This window comes from Bacteroides faecalis, assembly GCF_003865075.1.
Taxonomy (GTDB): Bacteria; Bacteroidota; Bacteroidia; order Bacteroidales; family Bacteroidaceae; genus Bacteroides; species Bacteroides faecalis.
This window is the reverse complement of record NZ_BHWB01000004.1, coordinates 248,053-272,129: the sequence shown is the minus strand read 5'-3', so window position 1 is coordinate 272,129 and position 24,077 is coordinate 248,053. Positions and strand designations below refer to the sequence as shown.

The 24,077-nt window shown below is 37.4% G+C and carries 18 protein-coding genes; 4 read left to right on the top strand and 14 right to left on the bottom strand.

Annotated features, from left to right (window positions below; translation table 11 throughout):
• Positions 1–91 precede the first annotated feature (91 nt).
• The 4 genes from EJF25_RS09080 to EJF25_RS09065 all read right to left on the bottom strand — a co-directional run bounded on the left by EJF25_RS09080 (position 92) and on the right by EJF25_RS09065 (position 3,550).
• Positions 92–1,273 (bottom strand): DUF4934 domain-containing protein, encoded by a 1,182-nt coding sequence (locus EJF25_RS09080; protein WP_125040975.1) that lies wholly within the window; start codon positions 1,271–1,273, stop codon positions 92–94.
• Positions 1,274–1,354: 81 nt separating this feature from the next.
• Entirely contained in the window at positions 1,355–1,690 is a 336-nt protein-coding gene (locus EJF25_RS09075) for an NVEALA domain-containing protein (RefSeq protein WP_125040974.1), read from the bottom strand.
• A 368-nt stretch (positions 1,691–2,058) separates the two neighbouring features.
• A complete protein-coding gene (locus EJF25_RS09070; RefSeq protein ID WP_125040973.1) occupies positions 2,059–2,277 on the bottom strand; it encodes an NVEALA domain-containing protein in 219 nt (72 codons plus the stop codon).
• A gap of 184 nt (positions 2,278–2,461) precedes the next feature.
• A complete protein-coding gene (locus EJF25_RS09065) occupies positions 2,462–3,550 on the bottom strand; it encodes a winged helix-turn-helix domain-containing protein (protein ID WP_125040972.1) in 1,089 nt (362 codons plus the stop codon).
• 554 nt (positions 3,551–4,104) lie between these two features.
• Here EJF25_RS09065 and mfd point away from each other — a divergent pair.
• A complete protein-coding gene (gene mfd, locus EJF25_RS09055) occupies positions 4,105–7,491 on the top strand; it encodes a transcription-repair coupling factor (protein WP_125040971.1) in 3,387 nt (1,128 codons plus the stop codon).
• Between the two features lie 45 nt (positions 7,492–7,536).
• Here the strand turns inward: mfd and EJF25_RS09050 are convergent, their stop codons facing one another.
• The 10 genes from EJF25_RS09050 to EJF25_RS09010 all read right to left on the bottom strand — a co-directional run bounded on the left by EJF25_RS09050 (position 7,537) and on the right by EJF25_RS09010 (position 17,893).
• Positions 7,537–9,408 carry a YgiQ family radical SAM protein gene (locus EJF25_RS09050; RefSeq protein WP_125040970.1) on the bottom strand — a complete coding sequence of 624 codons (1,872 nt, stop codon included), beginning with the start codon at positions 9,406–9,408 and terminating at the stop codon, positions 7,537–7,539.
• Positions 9,409–9,489: 81 nt separating this feature from the next.
• Positions 9,490–9,717, bottom strand: coding sequence for a sulfurtransferase TusA family protein (locus EJF25_RS09045; RefSeq protein WP_125040969.1), 228 nt, complete (start codon positions 9,715–9,717; stop codon positions 9,490–9,492).
• Positions 9,717–10,034 carry a DUF8442 family protein gene (locus tag EJF25_RS09040; protein ID WP_125040968.1) on the bottom strand — a complete coding sequence of 106 codons (318 nt, stop codon included), beginning with the start codon at positions 10,032–10,034 and terminating at the stop codon, positions 9,717–9,719. The genes EJF25_RS09045 and EJF25_RS09040 overlap by 1 nt, the downstream gene beginning before the upstream one ends.
• A gap of 192 nt (positions 10,035–10,226) precedes the next feature.
• Positions 10,227–10,472, bottom strand: coding sequence for a potassium channel family protein (locus tag EJF25_RS25585; RefSeq protein ID WP_370685715.1), 246 nt, complete (start codon positions 10,470–10,472; stop codon positions 10,227–10,229).
• On the bottom strand, positions 10,420–10,761 hold the full coding sequence (locus tag EJF25_RS26560) for a hypothetical protein (protein WP_370685714.1): 342 nt from the start codon (positions 10,759–10,761) through the stop codon (positions 10,420–10,422). Before EJF25_RS26560 ends, EJF25_RS25585 begins: the two co-directional genes overlap by 53 nt.
• A 256-nt stretch (positions 10,762–11,017) precedes the next feature.
• Positions 11,018–13,915: a golvesin C-terminal-like domain-containing protein gene (locus EJF25_RS09030; protein WP_125040967.1), complete on the bottom strand. Its 2,898-nt coding sequence runs from the start codon at positions 13,913–13,915 to the stop codon at positions 11,018–11,020.
• Positions 13,916–14,095: 180 nt separating this feature from the next.
• Complete coding sequence (locus tag EJF25_RS09025) at positions 14,096–16,087, bottom strand: glucosamine-6-phosphate deaminase (protein WP_125040966.1); 1,992 nt, start codon at positions 16,085–16,087, stop codon at positions 14,096–14,098.
• 149 nt (positions 16,088–16,236) lie between these two features.
• Positions 16,237–17,013: an amidohydrolase gene (locus EJF25_RS09020; protein ID WP_125040965.1), complete on the bottom strand. Its 777-nt coding sequence runs from the start codon at positions 17,011–17,013 to the stop codon at positions 16,237–16,239.
• A 47-nt stretch (positions 17,014–17,060) separates the two neighbouring features.
• Positions 17,061–17,615, bottom strand: a complete 555-nt coding sequence (locus EJF25_RS09015) for a 1-acyl-sn-glycerol-3-phosphate acyltransferase (RefSeq protein WP_125040964.1) — start codon at positions 17,613–17,615, stop codon at positions 17,061–17,063.
• Between the two features lie 8 nt (positions 17,616–17,623).
• Positions 17,624–17,893, bottom strand: coding sequence for a hypothetical protein (locus EJF25_RS09010; RefSeq protein WP_125040963.1), 270 nt, complete (start codon positions 17,891–17,893; stop codon positions 17,624–17,626).
• A gap of 441 nt (positions 17,894–18,334) precedes the next feature.
• Between EJF25_RS09010 and EJF25_RS09005 the strand changes: the two genes are divergently transcribed.
• The 3 genes from EJF25_RS09005 to EJF25_RS08995 are packed head-to-tail and all read left to right on the top strand — an operon-like array spanning position 18,335 to position 24,071.
• Complete coding sequence (locus tag EJF25_RS09005; protein ID WP_125040962.1) at positions 18,335–19,228, top strand: ABC transporter ATP-binding protein; 894 nt, start codon at positions 18,335–18,337, stop codon at positions 19,226–19,228.
• A gap of 15 nt (positions 19,229–19,243) precedes the next feature.
• Positions 19,244–22,552, top strand: coding sequence for a golvesin C-terminal-like domain-containing protein (locus EJF25_RS09000; protein ID WP_125040961.1), 3,309 nt, complete (start codon positions 19,244–19,246; stop codon positions 22,550–22,552).
• Between the two features lie 22 nt (positions 22,553–22,574).
• The gene (locus EJF25_RS08995; RefSeq protein ID WP_125040960.1) at positions 22,575–24,071 is read left to right on the top strand and encodes a TolC family protein; all 1,497 of its coding nucleotides are present in this window, start codon (positions 22,575–22,577) and stop codon (positions 24,069–24,071) included.
• The last annotated feature ends 6 nt before the right edge of the window (positions 24,072–24,077 follow it).

The following is a 24,077-nucleotide window of genomic DNA, read 5'->3' as shown; positions in this document are numbered from 1 at the left end:
ATTACTGTTTCTCACAATTTATTATTCTTCAATTAAAAAATAGTCACTAAAGATTCAGAACATAAATTCTAGAAATTAATATACTATAATACTACTCCTCACTAAAATAATGTATTAGTAAAAAAGGATTATATTCTTCACTGATAAATACACCTTTGAATTTCTCTCTTAAGTTTTTAACCTGAATAGGATACATACTTTCAAAATCATTATACTTATCTTTACCTACAATAATTTTATTTACAGATTCAGCAGTTACCAAAGAGTAAATAGCATTTTCATCCATACCTATTATTTTTCCAAATGAGATAAGATATTTATCAGAATAAGAACTCGGCTTTGCCACATAAGTTTCTCTAGTTTTTTTATTATAGACACCCAACAACTCTTCATTTTTAAAAACTGTCCTTGTAATCAAATAATTCTGTGTTTCCTGAAATGTGTAGAAGCCGCCAATGTATCTATCAGGAGAACTTTCATTAATCCTCTTTATATCTTCATATTCTTTTATGTCTGAAGGCCAAGTATTACTCCCTAAATCATATTTATAAGAAACTTTATTCTCTTTTTCATCAACACAGTAAATATTAAAATCATAAGGTTGAATATAATATACTTTATCATTGTATCTAGAAAATGGTTGAATATTACCGGAAGCTATGCTATTCCAAGAAGATGGAATTTTAAAAAGACTATTTTTTAATTCGAAGCTGCTAGACATAGTCCACAAATTGAAAGGTTTATTATCATCAATAAGATTATTCATACATCCTGCATATCCATTTTCTATATTACTTAAGAAGAAAAAAGGCTTTGGTAATTTTTCAACAGACATTAAATTCAGATTATCCAAGTTATATTTTAGTAACTTTCTGTCCGTTCTACTAACAACCGCTAATATATTTTCTTTCTTATCAACAAAGATATCCATAGGTTGTAAACATTCCTTTGGTCCTTTTCCAATAGTCACTAATTGTTTTATGAAATTTCCTGATAAATCATACACAAAGACAGACTTAGTGATAAACGCATCCAACAAGAATATACAATTATTATGTTTTACAATTTTATCAACTTGCCCCAATATTGCATCATTACTTAATCTCAAGATATCTATGCTATCAATAAGACCAACATCATGAATATCAACTGAATTGTTAAAATTGAGTTCAATAACCAAAGAATCCTTATCATTTTGCATATTCTTATTATTCACACAATTACTTAAGAGAACAGCTAACGAAAATATTAATACAATTCTTAATTCTTTCATTTCTACGTTTTATTAAATTATTCTTAAAAAACAGTTTTGAGATATCTAAAATAAAAGTATCTCAAAACTGTTTAGTTATAATCAACAATTTTGTGGAATACACAATTCTTTGCCATCTAATATACAACGAACTTGACCATCCTTCTTATTATAACGATATTCACCACTACTATTAAGTTTAACTGTGCCTATACCTAAAATTTCCATAGTAGAATTAGCTTTACCCGTAACCACTATTTCACAGTCTGAAGGAACTCTAGAATATCCTTTTTCATTATCACTTTCATCCTTTGCCAAAGCTTCTATGTTAGCCAATGCCAATAAAGATACTTGAGTTTTATTAGTGTTCAATTTAAAATTAAGAACAGTAACAATTACAACAACGCATATTAACACTATACCTAAATATTTCTTCATATTAGTTTATTTTTACATTACTAAAATATAATTTTGTTTACTGCATTTATCATTTCAACAGAACTGCAAAACGCATTTGCTATAATTCGAATTTATTCTTATCTTTACCCCACCTCCTTTTTACGGGGTTTAGGAGCAGATGATGTCAGCAATCCGACTAGATTCAACATTAATCATCTTGCTCCTTTTTAACCAAATTAACACTCTCTTTTTAGCTCATACTAAACCTTAATATCAGCTGACCATTAGACATACAACATAAATACACCTACTCCCGTCAAATATTCATTTTATTTCGCTATATCTTTAAATATTGTCAATTTATCAAGAAGTAATGAATCACCATAACAAAGGAAAGCAATAATATGTTAGTCATATTTTTCAAGACTATATCCAATATAGATAGCTCGCACTTTTACACTGCTACCAGGACAATCCAAAGTACCCATACCTGCACATGTATAAGGTTTATCAATTTCTCCTGCTGCCAAAGCTTCTACATTTTCCAATAACATCGGACTTGCCGTATATTTCTTAAAACTAAATTTCACTCCTAAGACTGCAACTAACAAAATAAATAATAAGATAAATTTTTGGCTTCATAATATATAATAGTTTAATCGGTTAATACATGCTACGAAAGTATGCAATAGAAAGATAATATTGAAATATAATTCCTAACAATTTCTAACAATCAGGATCTAACAATTACCCAAATTCATCATTAAAATGCAATTCAAGCCAAAAGCATCGATTTCATCGAACATTTTCCTATTTAAGAATTTTTAATTGATAACCTGACATTTCATATCGATCAATCACAATAGGTGTCACTTTTGCTAAAAGCTTACGCAAACGTCCTATAAGAATATAAATGTTGTTTGTATTATCAAACTTATCCGTCCAAAAAAATGAAACAATTTCTTCATCTTTCAAAATATAATCTGGAGTGTCTAAAAAATGCTGCAATAAAATGGCACATTGTGGGTACACAGAGATCTCTTTATCATCTAATATTAGTTTTCTCCGGTCTGCATCAAAAATTACACTTTCAGATAGTTGGTAAATTTGAGCAGGTTCACTTCTCACATATTCAATTTTTTGTTCCATCAAATTATCTTCTCCCTTTTGATCCAAAATTGATATACTTTTCTCTTTTCTTTTTAGATAGATTATAATTCCATAAATGCCAATAATAAATAGCCAATAAAGTAAACTATAAGCAATTCCTTTTATCCCTACTAACTGTCCAAAAGAAGGAGAATAAAACCCCAATATATCAACTTCACAGCGATAACCAATTGTCAGTCTGAAACATTGTACTAAGTTTTCTCCTAAAGAAACTTTCGGAAAAACAGAAGTAGTAATACTGTCTTTTTCATCCGAAACAAGGAGTTTTAACACAAAAGTACCAGATAAGTTTTCTCTCTTCAGATACTTCTGCCATCCCTTATATAAAGAATCTACAACGACAGGATGAGCAGATAAGAATTCCGAATGTATAATGCGTGCATTGTGATCAGACGTTATATTTTTGCTGTTTTTTTCTTTATCCAAAGGATATGCCTGCATACCTTCATCATTATATATATAAATTGTATCTGGCAACTCATTCGGTTGTGATGTACGCCTACTAGCAAAAAGATAACATTCAAAAGACTCATTCTGCAATTTATCCTGCAAAGCGTTTCTGAAAGCGTCCTCTGCCTTATAATTAAACATATCCTTCCTTGTATCATAATACATCTGCCCAAGAAAGAAGAAGAATATCCCCCCAACAAACAATACAATTAAAAGTATGGATAGCTTTTCTCTTTTAACTAATAAATTACTTAAACTAACAATAGTTATACATTTCATAATAAATTTAGATTTTAAAGTTAATCAAATGAAACACAAATAAGAAATAAATCATTATTATAAAATGATATATGTTTTCTTTTGACTACAAAGATAGCCTATCATATTCAAATAAACACATTATTCGAAACAATAGAATGAAAGGAATTAAACTCAAACAGAAATATACGATAGACAAATATTATCTTTTTAGAGCCTGTTTAAGTTTATTGGTTTGAACTAAAAAGAGTGCTTCTTCTTTCCTACAAGATGATTATTTTTAGTTACCAAGCTTCAAATAATTATGTATTGTACGGATTTAGAAGAAACACAGTGACAAGTTATCAAGAAAATCTTGAACCTGCAAGAAAGGAAACGAAAATATGATTTGCGTGAAATATGGAATTAGTTGAGTTATTGTTAAAAATATAACTTTAAAAAGGATAAATGACGGTGAAAACAGACTTTATTTGTTCTGTTTTCACCGTCTTAGTTTTATAGGCCTGTATAATCGTACATTTCGTATGAGATAGATTCATGTAAAATTCGTATTTTTGCAGAGTAATTTTTTAGATATGACAATAACCGAGTTACAACAACAATATGCCGTTCATCCCAATACGGCAGTTCTTAAGCGATTATTAAAGGATACTTCTATTCAGACCCTATATTGTGGAGGATTGTGTGCTTCCGCTGCATCCTTGTTTTCATCCGTTTTGGTAAAACAAGATGTTTGTCCTTTCGTCTTTATTCTGAGTGATCTGGAAGAAGCGGGGTATTTCTACCACGACCTGACACAGGTATTAGGAACAGAAAGTGTATTGTTTTTCCCTTCTTCATTTCGTCGTTCTATTAAGTATGGACAAAAAGATGCAGCTAACGAGATTCTGCGCACCGAAGTCCTGAGCCGCCTGCAAAAAGGTGAAAAAGGATTGTGTATTGTCACTTATCCCGATGCATTGGCAGAGAAAGTCGTTTCTCGTAAGGAGTTAAGTGACAAAACCCTCAAACTGAATGTCGGAGAAAGAGTCGATTTGACGTTTGTGACGGATATGTTGCATAGCTATGGTTTCGAGTATGTAGATTATGTATATGAGCCGGGGCAATATGCTGTTCGTGGTAGTATTATCGATGTCTTTTCTTTTGCTTCGGAATATCCTTATCGCATCGACTTTTTCGGAGATGAGGTAGAGAGTATCCGGATATTTGAAGTCGAGTCGCAGCTTTCGCGTGAAAAGAAAGAAGGGATAGTAATTGTACCGGATTTGGCAGTGGCAGGTGATGTAACTACTTCCTTCCTTGACTTTCTTACGAAAGATACTGTTCTGGCAATGCGTGATTTTCTTTGGTTGCGTGAACGCATTCAAGTAGTACATGATGAGGCACTTACTCCACAGGCAATAGCTGTACAGGAAGCTGAAGAGAATGGAAGAATCACTTTGGAAGGCAAGTTGATAGATGGCAGTGAATTTACATTACGTGCTCTTGATTTCCGCCGGATGGAGTTCGGTAATAAACCGACAGGAACACCGAATGCCAGCGTGATGTTTGAGACTTCCGCACAACCTATTTTTCATAAGAATTTTGATCTGGTAGCTTCTTCTTTCAAAGATTATTTGGAGAAGGGATATTCACTCTATATCTGTAGTGATAGTGTGAAACAGACGGATCGAATCAAAGCTATTTTTGAGGATAGAGGTGATAAGATACAGTTTACACCGGTAGTACGTACGCTTCACGAAGGATTTGTTGATCGGACATTGCGACTTTGTATTTTTACAGATCATCAGTTGTTCGACCGTTTCCATAAATATAACCTGAAAAGTGATAAAGCCCGTTCCGGAAAAGTGGCTCTTTCGTTGAAAGAATTGAATCAATTTACTCCGGGAGATTATGTTGTACATACCGATCATGGTATCGGACGCTTTTCCGGGTTAGTACGTATACCGAATGGAGATACCACACAGGAGGTTTTGAAGTTGGTTTTCCAGAATGAAGATGTAGTCTTTGTTTCTATTCATTCTTTGCATAAAGTATCCAAATATAAAGGAAAAGATGGAGAACCTCCCCGACTGAATAAGTTGGGAACCGGTGCATGGGAAAAGCTAAAGGAGCGTACCAAGAGTAAAATTAAAGATATTGCTCGTGATTTGATTAAACTCTATTCCCAGCGTCGTCAGGAAAAAGGATTCTCTTATAGTCCTGACAGTTTTTTGCAACGAGAACTGGAAGCTTCATTTATTTATGAAGATACCCCTGATCAGAGTAAAGCGACTGCCGATGTGAAAGCAGACATGGAGGGTGACCGTCCGATGGACCGTTTGATTTGTGGAGACGTAGGCTTTGGAAAGACTGAAGTGGCCATTCGTGCTGCTTTTAAAGCTGTGGCCGACAATAAACAAGTTGCTGTTTTAGTCCCGACTACCGTTCTTGCTTATCAGCATTTTGAAACGTTCCGTGAGCGTTTGAAAGATCTGCCATGCCGCGTGGATTATTTGAGCCGTGCCCGTACGGCAACTCAAACAAAAGCTGTGTTGAATGGCTTGAAGCAAGGAAAAGTGAATATCCTGATTGGAACTCATCGCATTTTAGGAAAAGATGTCCATTTTAAGGATCTGGGATTGTTGATTATCGACGAGGAACAGAAGTTTGGAGTTTCCGTTAAAGAAAAACTGCGCCAACTGAAAGTGAATGTAGATACACTGACCATGACGGCTACTCCTATTCCCCGTACGCTCCAATTTTCTTTGATGGGAGCGCGTGACTTGAGTGTGATTTCTACTCCGCCGCCCAACCGTTATCCGATTCAAACGGAAGTACATACATTTAACGAAGAGGTCATTACGGATGCAATTAATTTTGAGATGAGCCGTAATGGACAAGTATTTTTCGTCAATAATCGAATTGCGAATTTGCCGGAATTAAAAGCAATGATCGAACGTCATATCCCTGATTGTCGTGTAGCTATCGGTCATGGACAGATGGAACCTGCTCAGTTGGAACAGATTATATTTGATTTTGTCAATTACGATTATGATGTATTGTTAGCGACGACTATTATCGAAAGTGGAATTGATATTCCGAATGCCAATACTATTATTATCAATCAGGCTCAGAATTTTGGATTGAGTGATCTTCACCAGATGCGAGGTCGCGTAGGACGAAGCAATAAAAAAGCTTTCTGTTATCTGTTGGCTCCACCGTTAGGCAGCCTGACAACGGAAGGCAAGCGGCGTTTGCAGGCAATTGAAAACTTCAGTGATTTGGGGAGTGGAATCCATATTGCTATGCAAGATTTGGATATACGTGGAGCCGGAAATCTACTTGGGGCCGAACAAAGCGGCTTTATCGCTGACTTGGGATATGAGACTTACCAGAAAATCTTGTCTGAAGCTGTTCATGAACTAAAGAATGATGAGTTTGCCGATCTGTATGCGGATGAAATTAAGGGAGAAGGACAAATCAGTGGTGAGCAGTTTGTGGATGAATGTCAGATAGAAAGTGATCTTGAATTGTTGTTGCCGGCAAATTATGTAACGGGAAGCAGTGAGCGTATGTTGCTCTATCGTGAATTGGATGGATTAACACTGGATAATGATGTGGAAGCTTTCCGCTCCCGTTTGGAAGACCGTTTCGGTCCGGTTCCTCCGGAAACAGAAGAGTTACTTCGAATTGTTCCTCTTCGTCGATTGGCGGCACGATTGGGAGCAGAGAAAATATTCCTGAAGGGGGGGCGTATGACGCTTTTCTTTGTTTCCAACCCCGACAGTCCATTCTATCAAAGTCAGGCTTTCGGCAAGGCTATTGATTATATGATGAAATATACTCGCCGTTGTGATTTGAGAGAGCAGAATGGAAGACGGAGTATGTTGATTAAAGATGTGACTAATGTGGAGACTGCGGTTAGCGTATTGAAGGAGATTGTGGCGTTGCCAAGTTCTTCTACATCGAATCCGTCATAAGATATAATATCATAGCCTGGAAATGGAATATGCCTGAAAGAAATCTTAGCGTTTATTTCCAGGCTTTTTTCCGTATAGTTTATCTATCAAATCTTGTCGCCCGATACGCCGAAGCTCATTGATGATGTTTTTGCGTTCTTCCGGTTTATACCAGAAAAAGAATTGACGCTGTGCTAATTTCTCCCGTTGTGTCTTTGCACTGAATACTGGTTCTAAAGTGTATGGGTGAAATCCTGTATACCATGCTTCGGTGGCGACTGTCATTGGCGTAGGGGTGAAGTCCTGCACTTGTTCCAAGTGAAAGTCTAATTGCTTGGTAGTTACAGCGAGTTCCGCCATATCTTCTTCTTTGCATCCCGGATGAGAGGATATAAAATAAGGAATGAGCTGTTGACGCAAATTTTCTTCCCTGTTGATACGGTCGAATATCTTTTTGAATGTTTCAAATTGACTAAAAGACGGTTTGCGCATAATTGATAATACACGGTCGCTGGTATGTTCGGGAGCAACCTTTAATCGTCCGCTAACATGCTTGATGATCAGCTCACGAGTATATTCGGCAGTACTCTTATTGATCTCAGCGTCTTTACTCTGATGGAGAAGTAAGTCATAACGTACTCCGCTACCGATAAAAGACTTCTTGATACCGGGCAAAGTATCTACTGATTTGTAGATATCTAATAAAGGCCGATGATCTGAATTTAGATTCGGACATACTTTGGGATGAATACATGAAGGACGTTTACACTTCTTGCAGACTGTTTCATCTTTACCTTTCATCTGATACATATTAGCAGACGGACCACCCAAATCACTCAGATATCCTTTAAAATCCGGTAATTGCATTACCTCTTTTACTTCTTTCAGAATGGACTCTTTACTACGACTGACTATAAACTTTCCTTGATGTGCGGAAATAGTGCAGAAAGCACAGCCACCAAAACAACCTCGGTGAATGTTTATTGAAAACTTGATCATATCGTAGGCCGGAATCCGCTTCCCTTTATATTTAGGATGAGGCAAACGGGTATAAGGAAGATCAAACGAATGGTCAAGTTCTTCCTGACTCATCGGAGGATAGGGTGGATTGACAACTACGATTTTATTGTCTACAGCCTGTGTGATACGGGAAGCTGCATATTTGTTAGATTCCTCTTCGATATGTCGGAAATTGCTGGCTTGCTTCTTTTTATCAGCCAGACATTCTTCATGTGAATAGAGTTGAATATCATCTGATGCAGGTGTCCATTCTGTAGCACGACAGAGATAGGCTACCTGAGGAATGTTTTCTACTATCTTTTTAAGATCTCTGCTAGTCAATGGGGTTTCATCTTCGGAAAGTAGACATTTCATCTGTCTTACTAAATCCACCAAAGGTTTTTCTCCCATTCCATATACCAGTAAGTCGGCATTACTATCGCACAAAATACTTTTTTGTACTTTGTCCTGCCAATAATCATAATGACTTAACCGTCTCATACTGGCTTCAATGCCTCCTAAAATGACAGGAGTGTCCGGATAAAGTCTTTTTAAAATCTGACTGTAAACAATGGAAGGATACTCCGGACGCATATCTGGTCGTCCGTCAGGAGTGTAAGCGTCTTCACTGCGCAGGCGCTTGTTAGCAGTATATTTATTGACCATGGAATCCATACAACCACCAGAGATACCGAAAAATAAACGCGGACGTCCCAGTTTCTTGAAGTCGCGTAGATCATCACGCCAGTTAGGTTGGGGGATGATAGCAACTTTCAGACCTTCTGCTTCAAGGATACGTCCGATAACGGCAGCCCCAAAAGAAGGATGATCCACATATGCATCACCACTGAGGATTATAATATCCAACTCATTCCATCCGCGAAGTTCCACTTCTTTTTTAGTAGTCGGTAACCAGTCTGTTAATCGATATTCTTTCATGCTGCAAAGATACGGATAATAAAAAACATCCCAATGATTTTTTTACTCATTGGGATGTTTAACATCAATCATTAGGAAGTTTTAAAAGAACTTCTTATGGATTGTAAACTGTAATGTCATCTGTTCTCCGTCATAAATCTCCCGAAAACCGGTTCCTTGTTCGGATAAGTATTCTTTCAAATCCTGAAAGGCTTCGGCATTGTTCATGATAATTTCGAGCGTCTCGCCGGAAGAAGCATCACACATCGCTTTGATTGCTGGAATCAATGGACTATAAGCCGTTGTTTGGCAAGTGTTTACAGTAGTCATTATTCCTCCTCTTCTTCCGCATCCTGGGAAGTAAGCCAAGTTAGGTAGAGCTTAATCAACTGTTGCAGACCGAATGCTTTCATGTTATTATGATAAATCACATCGATGCAAAGGTCTAGCAGATCTCTACTGTCTTCTTCTTGACTGGCTATCAGGGAACGAATATTAAGTTTTAGTTTATCCAATACGTCCTCATCTACAATGCCATTACTGTCGATGAGATGGCGGAACAAAGCATATTTTTCGATAGTTCTCAGATTTTCATTAGATACTTCTATGCTGCGTGTACCGCTGGGATTTGCTTGTATAGTATACATTATTTTCTAGTTTTAAAGGTTATTACTAGGAGCAAAGATAGAATTTAAAATGAAAAACAGATTATAAAAGTCCGGATATTTTTGGTGGATGTGGAAAAAGTGATGCAAAACTTACTCTGGTTTATGGATACAAGTATTCTAGATTAGTAAGAAGTTTTCCTCAATCAAGAATGTGATTTTGTATCTTGTGGATCATCTTGTTCTTTTTCTTGCTGTTGGTTCTGCATAATACTCATGAATGTAGAACTGATGATACTGGTAGGGAATGCGATTAGCAATCCTTATAAGACTGATAATACTGCTAAGTATTTTTTCCAACGGGGTGACTGGATATATATCGCCATAACTTACGGTGGTGAATGCAACGATTGACCACCATAATCCGTCACCGATATTGGCAAAAGCCTCGGGTTGTGCACCACGCTCTATGTAATACATTAATATGGGTAGAGAAACAGACCATAATTCCGCATGTCGTGTATACGGTAACCAATTTACTTTCTGCTTTGTGCAATACATCACCGATAAGACGAAAAGATTTGGAATAGCGGATTAATTTGAAGATATAGGGCAAAATGATCAAGTGTGACACTTCAGTATTCCAATATAAATATATCAAAAGAAAAGGTAGTATAGCCACAAAATCGACAAAGCCGTAAAATGAGAATGAGTAACGAAATCTCGCCTTAAAGGTGCTTAACTCCGGATGGTTGGCAGGAGCTGCTATTATTCGTAGTGCATATTCAATGGTGAATATGAATGCTGCAAGATAAGTGATTCCGAACAGAGAGAACTGATAGAAAGCTGCTGATTCAAAAGTAAGAAAATATAATAGTCGTAATCGAAAGAGATGATAAAAAGTAGTATGGTGTAATGAAACAATTTACTCTTTAGACTGCGTTGTATAAGTTGGTAAAACTTAATATGTTTCAAGTTTTTGGCTAACTTATATCTGGAAAAGTCGAAAACTTTCTGTGCCATAATTAATGTGATAAAAACTTTAATATTCCTGCCATGATAGTAGCTCTATCGACCTCCGACTGAATACTCTCGAATGGGAATCCTAAAACGAAAGTTTTATAATCTCCTTCATAAGCGATACCTGCACTCTGATTTCCGGATGTATATACAAATACAGGGAAGGCGGGTGCTACTGGAATAATACAATCTGGTGTGCTGACAGCATAACTGTTTTCATTCGGTAAACGTGGAATGGTTACAGTACGTCCCATTCCATTAATCTGTCCGGATGTTTGGTCTGTAAGGCTTCCTTGATAGTTATATTTTAGTATTTTCTCTGTAAATTCCCGATTCCCTTGTGTTCCGCTCATATCACTTCCTACATAAGCACCACTAACAAACAGACTACCTCCTGATTGGCAGTAGCTTGTAATAGCTCGTTGCATTGGAGAAGAGAATGTTTTATAATAGGCTTTATCTGTCGGAGACTCTTTTTCAAGTCCTAGAATATAATCTACAATCGGATAATCTTCTAAAGATATGATGCCATTTTCAACAGCTTCATCACTGCATGAAACAAAGCTATACTTTCCTGTTGCTTGAATGGCCTTTCCATGAATAAAAGGATAATCAAACGTATTTCCAGCTATTTTCATCCCTTCCAACTCATTACCACTATGTCCCAGACTACCGGGACCTTCTTTGCCTGCTTGTTTGCGATCGAATCCGATCTGTGCTCCACAGAAAGAAATATTGTAGAGGTAAGGAACACCCGGATCTTGATTTAAATCAAAGCCGGCTTCATCGGGAGTATTGATAATAGCCGGACCACTGATTCTGTCGAATCCATTGACAATCAATATTTTTTCACGTTCATGTTTGGCTTTGTAAGCCGATAAGATCTCAGAAGGAAAACTCTCGCCACCTTTATTTACGGCTGTTACCTTGAACGAATATACGAGTCCCGGTTCTATTTTCATCGTGTAGGATGGTTTGTTGACTAATGTTCCGTTGTCAAAACCTCCGTATCCGATACGTGTGTAAACGATATAATCTTTAGGACGAGCTGTTGGTTCCTGAGGATCGTCTTCTCCTTTCCAGGAAAGTTCCAATGTGTTTTTCTTTTTTCCGAAACGGACTGCAAAGTTACTTACGGGTAGGGGTTGCACTACGTATTCTTTGCCATGTTGGCTGCTCAGGAATTGTAGTACACCTTTATAAATAGCACGTCCCACTGTGAACTTGAAATTCGGATCATGTCCCAATTGTAGATCTGCGAAGTTTTGATGGGAGAGTAGTTCGATAATAGTAGACGGATTGGCAGGAAGTCGTGTTTCACTGTAGTTACGGTTCCACATACTACGGCGTGTCCATGGAAGATTGTAATTAGCATGAATATCTTTTTGAATCTGAGTCAGCAGAATATCTGTTAAGTCACGTGAGGCATATCTATCCAAACCATTATTTAGCTTCCCATTATTGAAATCAGTTGTATAAATACCGAGAGAGCCGATAATTTCGTCTGTTTTACTGCATCCGGCATCACTATGTAGTGCCATTGTCATTTCCAAAGGAACCCCCAACCCCTGCTGGCTGGGATTATAGACAGAGCCTCCTGAAAGATAGTTGATTGTATTAGAACGTACATTGATGTCATCTGTATAATCGTTCTCTCCTTTACGCCCGGCATAAATATCATAAGGCATTCCTGCCCACTGCGCTGAGTATCGCGCTCCTTCCAGATAACGGGGAAGACCGCTAATACTTCCTCCACGGGAGATATTCCCCATTCCTCCTCCGAAACGGACTGCATCGGCACAAACGACACCATGTTCGTTACTCTCATTGCTGAGTATGACCATACCATAGTCGTTGTTGCCTTTATCAAATTCGAAAGTACCAAGATATACCCAAGTACCACCACCTATCTTTTGATTCACTTTAAATTCTGTGACTCCTCCATTGTGAAATACAAGATATTTGGCATCGCTCACACTGTTGGGTAATGTCTGGTAAGAAACATACACTGCATATTTTCCTGCTGCCGGTAGAGTAGGAACCCATTCGGCAAATGCTTGGTCTTTCTTTTTTTTCTTCTCCGTTTCAATTATTCGGCATGTCCCTGTGACAAAAGGATTCTCTCCATCTTGATAAATAGCTTTCTTTTGTGCAAAGCCATTAATGGGCGCGGGTGTCCAGCGAGCTTTTTTACTCCCAACTTCCAGATAGAGAGAAGCGTTAGGGGTATCATTATCTACAATGATCTCATTCTTTTGTGTATCTCGTTCGCGGGGAGTATAAACAATAGCTCCGGCATTTTCTAACATCGGGATGACATAAGGAAGGATGAAAGACTGTGTGAATTGGTCCTCCGTCGTACAGAACAATCGGGGGCGTTGCCACCCCCATTCACCTTTGTCGTTTTTGAAATAACTTCCATGACTTTGCCATAATCCAATATGCCGGTCTTGCAGTCCGTGGGAGATTTCATAAGGACGTGAGTCGTTCTTCACCCAGGGAGCGCCTTTGTATTCAATATCCAGAGACATCCGGGCTTTGTCTTTTTTCTTACGATAAAGATTAGGGACTAACTCTTCAATCGGCTTACCATCGGCATAAATTGTGATTTTATAATAATGTACGGGGCCGGGTAAAAGTGCTATCACCTGATTATATATTAATTCTACGGTTTCAGGTGTAAATGGTTGATAGGCAAAACTTTCTGAAACATAGATATTCATCATCTTGTGATCGTAGTCGATATCAAAACTATTCAGTTTGGGAGTACTGATTTTCGTTGTAGTAGTGTATGTATTGAAATAATTTGTAAGCCGCTCTCTTACATTTCTTTCAATGTCCTGTGCAAAAAGGAAATTTGCAGCTATTGTCAAGCATAAAACAAGTACTATTATTTTTTTCATTATTCAATTTTTAGGTTCTCACAATAACTATCTTCATTAGATTCTGAATCCATGTCTTGAATTTACACTAACATAGTTTAATCAGTGCTAAATCGTGTAGTGAACTTCTCTGCAAAAATAAGCAAAAAAAGAGTGAGAAGTATGGAACTCCTCACTCTTCTATTTTTTTAATACATCTTATTATAGTGGAATGTATTCAACAAATGCTTCCATAGCTTCGTAGGAAGCCAATCCTAAACGGTCGTACAAAGTAGCTGTGCCACGGTTGCGGTCTTCACTACGTTGCCAGAACAGACGTTCGTCATTACCCAGGAATGGAGCACTTTCCATTTGCGACTGGTGTTTCAGGATAGAGTTACGTTTTGCACGAAGTTCTTCCGGACTGATAGGCACAGCCATTTCAATGTTTTCAATTTCCCATTCAGCCCAAGCGCCACGATACATCCAGATACGACAGTCTTTCAACCATTTGGCACCCTCTTCTTTTTCAAGATCGATAGCTGCAAGTACGGCGTCCGTACATACGCGATGAGTTCCATGCGGATCGGCTAAGTCGCCTGCTACGAAGATCTGATGAGGCTTTACCTCACGCAACAGATTGCGTACAATTTCTACGTCTGCCTCACTAATCGGATTCTTTTGAATCTTACCGGTTTCGTAAAATGGCAAATCCAAGAAGTGACAACGATCCAACGGGATATTATTGTAAGAGCAAGCGGTACGTGCTTCACCACGACGAATCAGTCCTTTGATAGTCAAGATATCCCGGCTGTCTATATCCCCGTCTTTTTTCTCTTTCAAGAACTTACGGATTTCTATATATTTTTCATTAATAACCAGATCTTCGCTATTATTGAAAATCTGGTTGAATCCATTGATGAAGTGAAGGAAACGAACAACTTCTTCGTCGCCTACTGCAATGTTACCCGAAGTTTCATAAGCAATATGTACCTCATGTTTTTGTTCAACCAAGCGGCGTATGGTTCCTCCCATGGAGATAACGTCGTCATCAGGGTGCGGAGAGAAAACAACAACGCGCTTTGGGAATGGTTTTGCACGTTCCGGACGATAGGTGTCGTCAGCATTCGGCTTACCACCCGGCCACCCGGTGATAGTATGCTGCAGATCATTGAATATCTTGATATTTACATTGTAGGCAGAACCGAAGAGAGCCAGAAGTTCACTCAGGCCGTTTTCATTGTAATCTTTGTTAGTCAGTTTTAGAATTGGCTTTCCTGTCAGTTGGCATAACCATACGATAGCACTACGAATAAGCTTATCATTCCATTCGCAAGAAGTCACTAACCATGGACGTTGGATACGTGTCAGGTTCATGGCGGCCGAAAGGTCGATAGCTACATGTGCATTGTTGTGAGTCTGAAGATAAGATGCCGGAATGGTATCGGTGATAGTGCCTTCCACGCATTCTTTTATCATTGCAGCTTTATCTTCACCCCATGCCAACAAGAATATTTTCTTTGCACCGAGAATGGTTGATACACCCATTGTGATGGAACTGATTGGCGTATTCTCTATCGTTCCGAAAATTTTGGATGCTTCGTTGCGTGACGCATTATCCAACAAGATCAAACGAGTATTAGAGTTCAGGCGTGAACCCGGTTCGTTGAATGCGATGTTACCAACACGACCGATACCTAACAATGCTATATCAATGCCACCGAAACTTTCGATGCGCTGTTCGTACAGGCGACAATATTCAAAGATAGTGTCTTTGGCAATAGTACCGTCTGGAGAGAATATATTCTGTTTATCGATGTCCACATGATCCAGCAGCATTTCCTTCAAAGCGTTAAGGTTGCTATTGATTGCATCAGCGGTTAATGGATAATATTCATACATATTAAACACAATAACATTGCGGAAGCTAAGACCCTCTTCTTTGTGCATACGGATAAGTTCCGAATAAACGTGGCTGGGGGAATTACCTCCGGGGAGCGCCAAAACACAGAAGCGTCCGGCTTTTTGTTTTTCGCGGATAGTTTGTGCAATTTCACAAGCAATATAGTTGGCGCCTTCCTCTACAGATTCATAAATATCTGTGGGTATTTTCTCGAGTCTTGTCAAGACTGATTTTTCAAATGCATTCTCCGGTCTGTAGTATCTGGGGGAGACCCGATGGAGAGTGATTTGAGAACTAAGATTTGTTTTCATAAAGTTGTTAATTAAGTTATGTAAGATTAAAGTCCTTACGAGTGTATTTTTCTAACGACAAAGATACAAAAGAAGTCTATATAATTAACTACTAACTTTTAGGTATTGTTGCCGTAATAATTCGTTTTTAACATTTGTTTTATTAAGATTCACAGTTGGAACAAGTCTGCATCTTTCCAGACTGGAAATTTTTCTCTGAATCTCTGAAGAGTTGTTAGATTGATAGTAACGGTAGTGCTGTCGTTCTGTCCGTCAGGAAGCGAAGTAATTTCTTCTCCAAGAGCTGAATAAACGACACTGCCTCCATTGTAATGAAGATGATATCCGTCTGTACCTATTCTATTGACACCGCATACATAACATTGATTTTCCAATGCCCGCGCACGCAGCAATGTATCCCAGGCCAGACGACGGGGTATCGGCCAGTTTGCTACATATATCAATAAATCATATTCGTTATTCACGTTCCGGCTCCATACCGGGAAACGTAAGTCATAACATACAAGCAGACAAATATTCCATCCTAAATAAGAAATTATAAGTCGTTTATTTCCGGCGGAGAAATGTTCACTTTCTTGTCCCATACGAAATAAATGGCGCTTGTCATAATAATATTCTTCTCCTTCGGGAGTAAGAAAAAAAGCCCGGTTGTAAAAATGTCCTTTGTCTTCTGCTATATAACTTCCGCAGATAGCTACTTGGTATAGAGAGGCCCATTGTTTGAGTGTAATTATAGTAGTACCGGTAATAGGCTCAGCTAGAATCTCGCTTTGCATGCTGAATCCTGTGGAGAACATCTCCGGTAAAACAACAATCTCCGTTGTTCCACAGAGACTTTTCAGTTTCTTGTGGAGCAAACGGAGATTTTCCTCTTTATTTTCCCAAACGATATTGGTTTGTATGATAGAAATTCGAATGGAATCCATATCATTGGTTTATTAGTAATTTTCCTTCAAAGTCTTCCATGACGAAATTATATATCTCCAAGTACAAAATTCTCAGGATATTTCCCTTTGAAATCTTTGAAATAGAGTTTAATTTCTCGCATATCTTTATTAATATCACCTGAAGGCATAATTGCTTTTGTTGCTGAAATCGTTTTCGTCTCATAATCAATACCAATCAGTACGATAGGCACTTGTGCTTTGAGAGCGATATAATAAAATCCTTTTTTCCAATGCGGATTTGCCTTACGAGTTCCTTCGGGTGTAATAGCTAAATGAAACTTTTTGTTTTCGGCAAAACGTTTTGCCATTTGGTCTACCAATGAAGTCTTTCGTCCCCGATCTACAGGAATCCCGCCTACTGCCTTAAAAAGAAGCCCTAACGGGAAAAAGAACCATTCTTTTTTCATCATAAAACTGGTTTTACGGCCAACAGCTCCATAAAACAGTTTCCCAATAAATAAATCTAAGTTCGTTGTATGTGGGGCGGCACAGACTACACATTTATCATAATTAGGTACCGTAACGTTTGTCTTCCAGCCTAAAAGGCGGTAATAGATAAAGCTATAAATGGCTTTCTTCATCCTGTCTTTTAGTTCAATTTTCCGATAGCGTCAATAATCTCGTTCTTTTTTGCATTAAAGTCTGCTCGGAATTTCTTGTAAAAACCTTTTATATTTCCGGGTTCGGTATGACTGATGCGGCTGATAAATTCATCCTGCATTTTCAGAATATCCGCCATAATCTCATCGGCCTTAGCTTTATCAGTACCAGGGATAAACATGCTGTTGATCAAACATTCGGTGAATAATTCTCCAGCAATATAATTTACGTTTTTCTTGAGCTCTCTTCTACTTGCCATAATATTTACATTTAGTAGTGAATAATAGAAAATAATTTGTGTAAAGATAGAGACTTTCTTTGATTCTGACGAATAAATGAAGTGAAATGTTTAAAATGTTATTCAACTCTTCACTTTCTTCCTGTATCTTTTATACATAGGTAGAAAGCGGATGAAGAGTTACTCTTTCATCTTTATACAGAAAGATGAAATTTATTATTTTCGTTACAAAATTTTGTTTATTTATCAAATTTTATGGCTACGGACAACCCTGTAATTACCTGGTAACGCAGGGAAGATGTATTAAATTTGTTGTATTTGATTTACTCAATGTGCTAAAATGGAGGGTTTCGAAAGATCGTTGTACTACTAATATAAGTTAATAGTAATGTTTTTCGTTTATTTTATGTAAATAAAGTCTATCTTTAACGCCTATTACAACATAGGACATAAAAACACGTCATGAGTATAATTATTAAAAACCTCAATAAAATATATCCAAACGGAAATCATGCATTGAAAGATGTTAATCTAGAAATCCCGGCAGGGATGTTTGGTTTATTGGGACCTAACGGTGCAGGTAAATCTACTTTAATGCGTATCCTTGTAGCTCTTATGGAGCCGACTTCCGGACAAGTAGAAATATGTGGATACGATTTGATGAAGCAGCGAAAAGAAATACGTGCTATTCTGGGATATTTGCCTCAGGATTTTCGTTTCTTTGCTAAATATAAGACGTATGAATTCCTTGATTATGCGGCTCGCCTGTCTGGAATGACCCATAGCAGACAAAGAAAACAGGCTGTCGATGAAATGCTCGAAAATGTAGGACTGTTTGACGTTCGTGAACGATATGCTAATAAATTATCCGGAGGTATGAAACGCCGGTTAGGAATTGCACAAGCTTTGATACATCACCCAAAAGTAATTATTGTAGATGAACCTACTACCGGACTTGACCCGGAAGAGCGTATCCGTTTCCGTAATCTTCTTTCTGAGGTAAGTGAGAATGACGTAACTATTATTTTATCTACCCACATTGTTGGTGATATTTCCAGTACCTGTAATAATATGGCTTTAATGAACCGGGGACAAGTTTCTTTTAATGGTTCTCCACAAGAAATGCTGAAGATTGCAGAGGGTAAAGTATGGAGGATTAAAGCTAATGGTGACCAGTTGCATGAGATTGATAAAAAATATCCGGTAATCTCTACTATTCCATCGGGTACGGGTTGGGAGGTACAAGTAGTTGCTGATAAAGTAGAAGGATATGAAGTAGAGCCGTTTCCCCCCAATTTGGAACATGCTTATGTGTATTATATGGAGAATCAATTAAACCTTTGGACTAACGACTAAACATGATATGCTGTTATGACTTTTATATCTAATATACAATCAGTAGCAAAATATGAAAGCAAATTATTAATAAGAAGTTGGTTCTTTAGGGTATTTACAGTGCTCGCTGTAGGTATCATTGCTTTTTTAAATTTCCAGTTATTCGTGTCGGAAGATATGGGAGGTTTATGGATTGCTACATCTATCCCGTCAAATATTCCTTATTTAATTTTATTGTTATTGAATACAGGACAGGCTGTCATAGCAATCTTTTTGGCTTCTGATTTTTTGAAAAGGGACAAAAAGTTGGATACATCGGAAGTTTTTTATGTTCGTCCATTAAGTAATGCAGAATATGTTATTGGTAAGATTTGGGGAAATCTACGTGTCTTTTTGATCCTGAACTTAATTGTTATAGGTATTACAGCAGCATTTAATTTGACAGCAGGAGAAGTGGATTGGATGTCCTACATCATTTATTTTCTGTTAATCAGTGTACCTACTCTTATTTTTATTATTGGATTGTCTATTTTTCTAATGTTGGTTTTGAAAAATCAGGCACTAACATTCGTAATATTATTAGGTTATATCGGATTGACGGTTTTCTATATTGAAGATAAGTTCTATTATCTTTTTGATTATATGGCCTATAGTCTTCCTTTGGTGAAATCTACTATTGTAGGATTTTCCAATTTGGGAGTGATCTTAAATCATCGGGCTATCTATTTATTTGCCGGATTGGCATTTGTCTTTTTTACAATATGCCTATTCCGTCGTTTGCCAAACTCTTCCCGAAGTAATGTTTCATGGATGTTGCTTGCTTTCGGTGTTATTCTGTTGAGTTGCACATCGGGGTATTGGCATATACATTCCATTTTATATCAAAGTGATATACGAGCGATGTATACGAATATTAATAATCAATATGTTGCTACTCCGAAAATGGCTATATATCAATACGATCTTTCGGTAGATCAACATCTTGATAACTTTTCTTCGGAGGTTACAATGACAGGAACTGCCTTGGAGTCTTCAAATGTATTTACGTTTTGTTTGAATCCCGGTTTAAATATTCGTTCGGTTCATTCTGGGGAACATCCGCTTGAATTCAAACGTGACAGGCAAATTGTATTAGTGGATTTCGGAACTGATGTAGCAAAAGGAGATACCGCTTCTGTGACATTCGAATATGACGGGCAAATAGATAAATCGTTTTGTTATCTGGATATTCCGCCAGAGATGCTGCAGGCTCCCAGAAAGAAGTTTTTGTTTAATATAGATAAACAGTACTGTTTCCAAACAAAGAATTATTTATTGCTGACTCCTGAAACATATTGGTATCCTCGCGCGGGAACAGGTTATAGTGATAAGAATCCAGATTGGCAACAAACTTATTTTAGTAATTATAATTTAAAGGTTAAACCTCTTCCGGGGTTGATTCCTCTTTCTCAGGGTGAAGGAAAAAGTGATGAACATGGAGTTTATGCATTTAAAGGAGACTTTCCTTCTCAAACGATTTCATTGATTATAGGAAACTATCAGCAGAAAAGTGTTTATTCGGATAGTATCTTATGTAGTATTTGGCATTTGGAAGATCATGATTATTTCACGGCAGCTTTTGATTCTATTCAAGATACTATTCCTTGGCTCATACGTAATTTGAAAGAACAGTTGGGACGAGAATATAAATTGGAATATCCTTTCAAAAGGTTTTCCATCGTGGAAACACCGGTACAGTTTGCCAGTTATGAACGTGCCTGGTCGCAAGCGCAGGAAACTATGCAGCCGGAAATGGTATTATTTCCTGAGAAAGGATCCTTATTGAATTTAGATGTAAAAAGGGAAGTGAAGGATCACATCCGTTGGTCAAAACGTGGTGATCGTGAGATTGGCGAAGCGGAAGCTCAGATGCGTACATTTAATAACTTTGCATGGACATTTATGCAATCAGAAGGCAATTATAATTTTTCATTAGGCAGTAGGGGACGGGGAAATCTTTCGTCGGAAGCAAATCCTTACTTTCTTTTTCCGCAGATCTACAATTTTCGTTATAATATTTTTTCTTCGGAATGGCCGGTAGCTAATCGGGTAATTGAATTGTATTTGCAGAAAAAATCAGAGAATAGGGGATGGGAGCGCGAAATCAATGGTATTAGTAATAATGAAAAAGCGATTCTATTGTTGGAAAAGCATACGTTCAAAGAGTTATTAGCTGATGTCGAACTACGTGATTTGCAAAATAATATCGTTGGACTGGAGGCAAGCCGGCTTTTTGCTGTCCCTGAAATGAATATAGGTGTGAAGGCTTTCAGAGATTCATTGTATTCATTGCTGAAACGCAACACTTTCTTGAATATAAATTTTGAGAATATGCTTGACACACTGGGGAATATAGGTAATGCGGATATTTGTTCTTTTTTAAAAGAATGGACAGAAACGACTCCTTTACCTTTCTATTCTATTGGAACTCCTGAATTAACTAAAGTTACCAATAGGGGTGGAGAGGAGTTCTTTGTTTTGAAAATGTTGATTAGCAATAATTCGGATTATGACGGAATTATTCATATTAATATTCGTCAGAATGACTGGTGGAATCAAGCTGTGGAAGATCCCAGAGCAAGTAAAAAAATCGAGATGCCTGCTCACACTAGTAAAGAGTTCGTGTCGATTTGGGAAGAACAAATCCGTAAGGTTGAAATCAATACGATGGTTTCGGGAAATCTTCCCAATGTGATTGAACAATCTATCGGTAATATTAAACAAGTACAAAATAGGATAGTTAAAGACAGTATTTATACATTGCCGGAATCATCATTTGAATTGCCGGGGGAAGTCATTGTGGATAATGAAGATTCTACTCTTTTTGTTCTCTCAACTCCTGCTGTCGTGGGACTTTTACCAAAATGGATGGACGAGGTGGATAACACATCCTTTAAATATGTCGGTACACCTTGGTGGCGTCCGCCTTTGCAGTGGACAGCTACGACCAATGAAAAATATTATGGGAAATATATTCGATCGGCTTATGTGATCAAAAGTGGGAACGGTGGTCAGACTGCCACGTGGAAGGTTCCTGTGCCTGAGTTCGGTCAGTATGATTTGTACTATCACGTATTCAAAGATAATGAATTGCGATGGAATAATCGTGCACGTGGGGAGTATCACTTTAAAGTGATGTATGATGATGGTGTGGAAGATGCTTATATTAATTTAAGGAAAGCTAATGATGGCTGGGAGCAGATTGGTACTTATTTTATCAATTCTGACACAATTAGTGTGGTGCTGACAGATGAATGTAAGCTGAGAACTGTTACAGCTGATGCGGTAAAATTGGTGAAACGATAATTATTAAAAAACAGCAAACTATATGCAAAGTGACTTACAACTATTAAAAAAGGTGCTATTGACTATCGTAGCTTTTATGGGACTTGCCTTGCCATCGCAAGGACAAATACCTTTAACGATTGACAAAGCGATGGAGATTGCACAAGAGAACAGTCCTTCTCTTCGTAGCTCTCATATGAATTTGGAGAGATATAAACAGAATCTGCTTGCGCAGAAGGCTTCTTTGAAATCACGGTTTTCATTGGATTTGATGCCGGTGAGTTATAGCAAAGACAGGTCTTTCGATAATTATAATTCGAAATGGTATACCGGTGAAACATTTAATACGAATGGTACTTTTAAGATTGATCAGCCTATTTTATGGACAGATGGTACTATTTCTTTAATTAATAAATTCGGTTGGCAGGACAATAGTTCAATTCGGGATGATAAGAAAAATAATAGTCAAGTATTTAGTAATAATCTTTATCTGCAATTAAGTCAGCCTATTTTCACTTATAACAAGCGAAAGATGGAATTGAAGCAGATTGAATATGATTACGAAAATGCCAATATCAGTTATGCTTTGCAACGTCTGAATACGGAGAAAAGTATTACTGATCAGTTTTATGCCGTTTATATGGCGCAAAGTAATCTGGAAATTAGTCGTGAAGAATTGGTTAATGTCCAGCAAAGTTATGAGATTAAAAAAAATAAAGTGGAAGCTGATTTGGCTGCCAAAGATGAGCTCTATCAAGCTGAATTGAATCTCGCCACAGCACGTTCGTCTGTAGATGAAAGGCTGGTTAGTCTGGAGAATGCAAAAGACAAGCTCAAACAGACACTGGGAATGAATCTGGATGAAGATATCCTTGTGTTTGCCGAAGTTGATATTAAACCGATTCAAGTAAATTTAGAGCAAGCTATTACGCATGGACTTGGGTCACGTCTTGAACTTCGTCAGCGTGAGATTAAAACTAAGGAACTGGAATTTGATATGATTAAGACAAAGGCCTTGAATGAATTTAAAGGAGATATATCTGTATCTTTCGGATTGACTGGCGATAATAAGAATTTGAATAAGATGTTTGATAATCCGACACAAAATCCACGTGTCTCAGTCAGTTTTTCTGTTCCTATCTTTGATTGGGGGGAAAAAAGAGCTAGAATCAAAGCGCAACAGATAGCACAGCAGATAAATGAGCTTGAATTTCACGAAGAGAAAGTGGATATTGAACTGAATATCCGTCAAGTATGGCGTAGTCTTGAAAATCTACGGACACAGATTAAGATTGCTGAGCAGAATGTGAAGAACGCTCAATTGACTTATGATTTGAATCAAACTCGTTATCGGGAGGGCGATATTACCGGTATGGAAATGAGTCAATTCCAAACTCAGCTTTCAAATCAAAAAATCGCTTATACGCAATCATTGATTAATTACAGAATAGAATTACTTAACCTCAAAATTCTTTCATTATATGACTTTGATACAAATAGTCCTATTGTTCCAATGAAAGATATGATCGATAAAAAATAAGCAGGC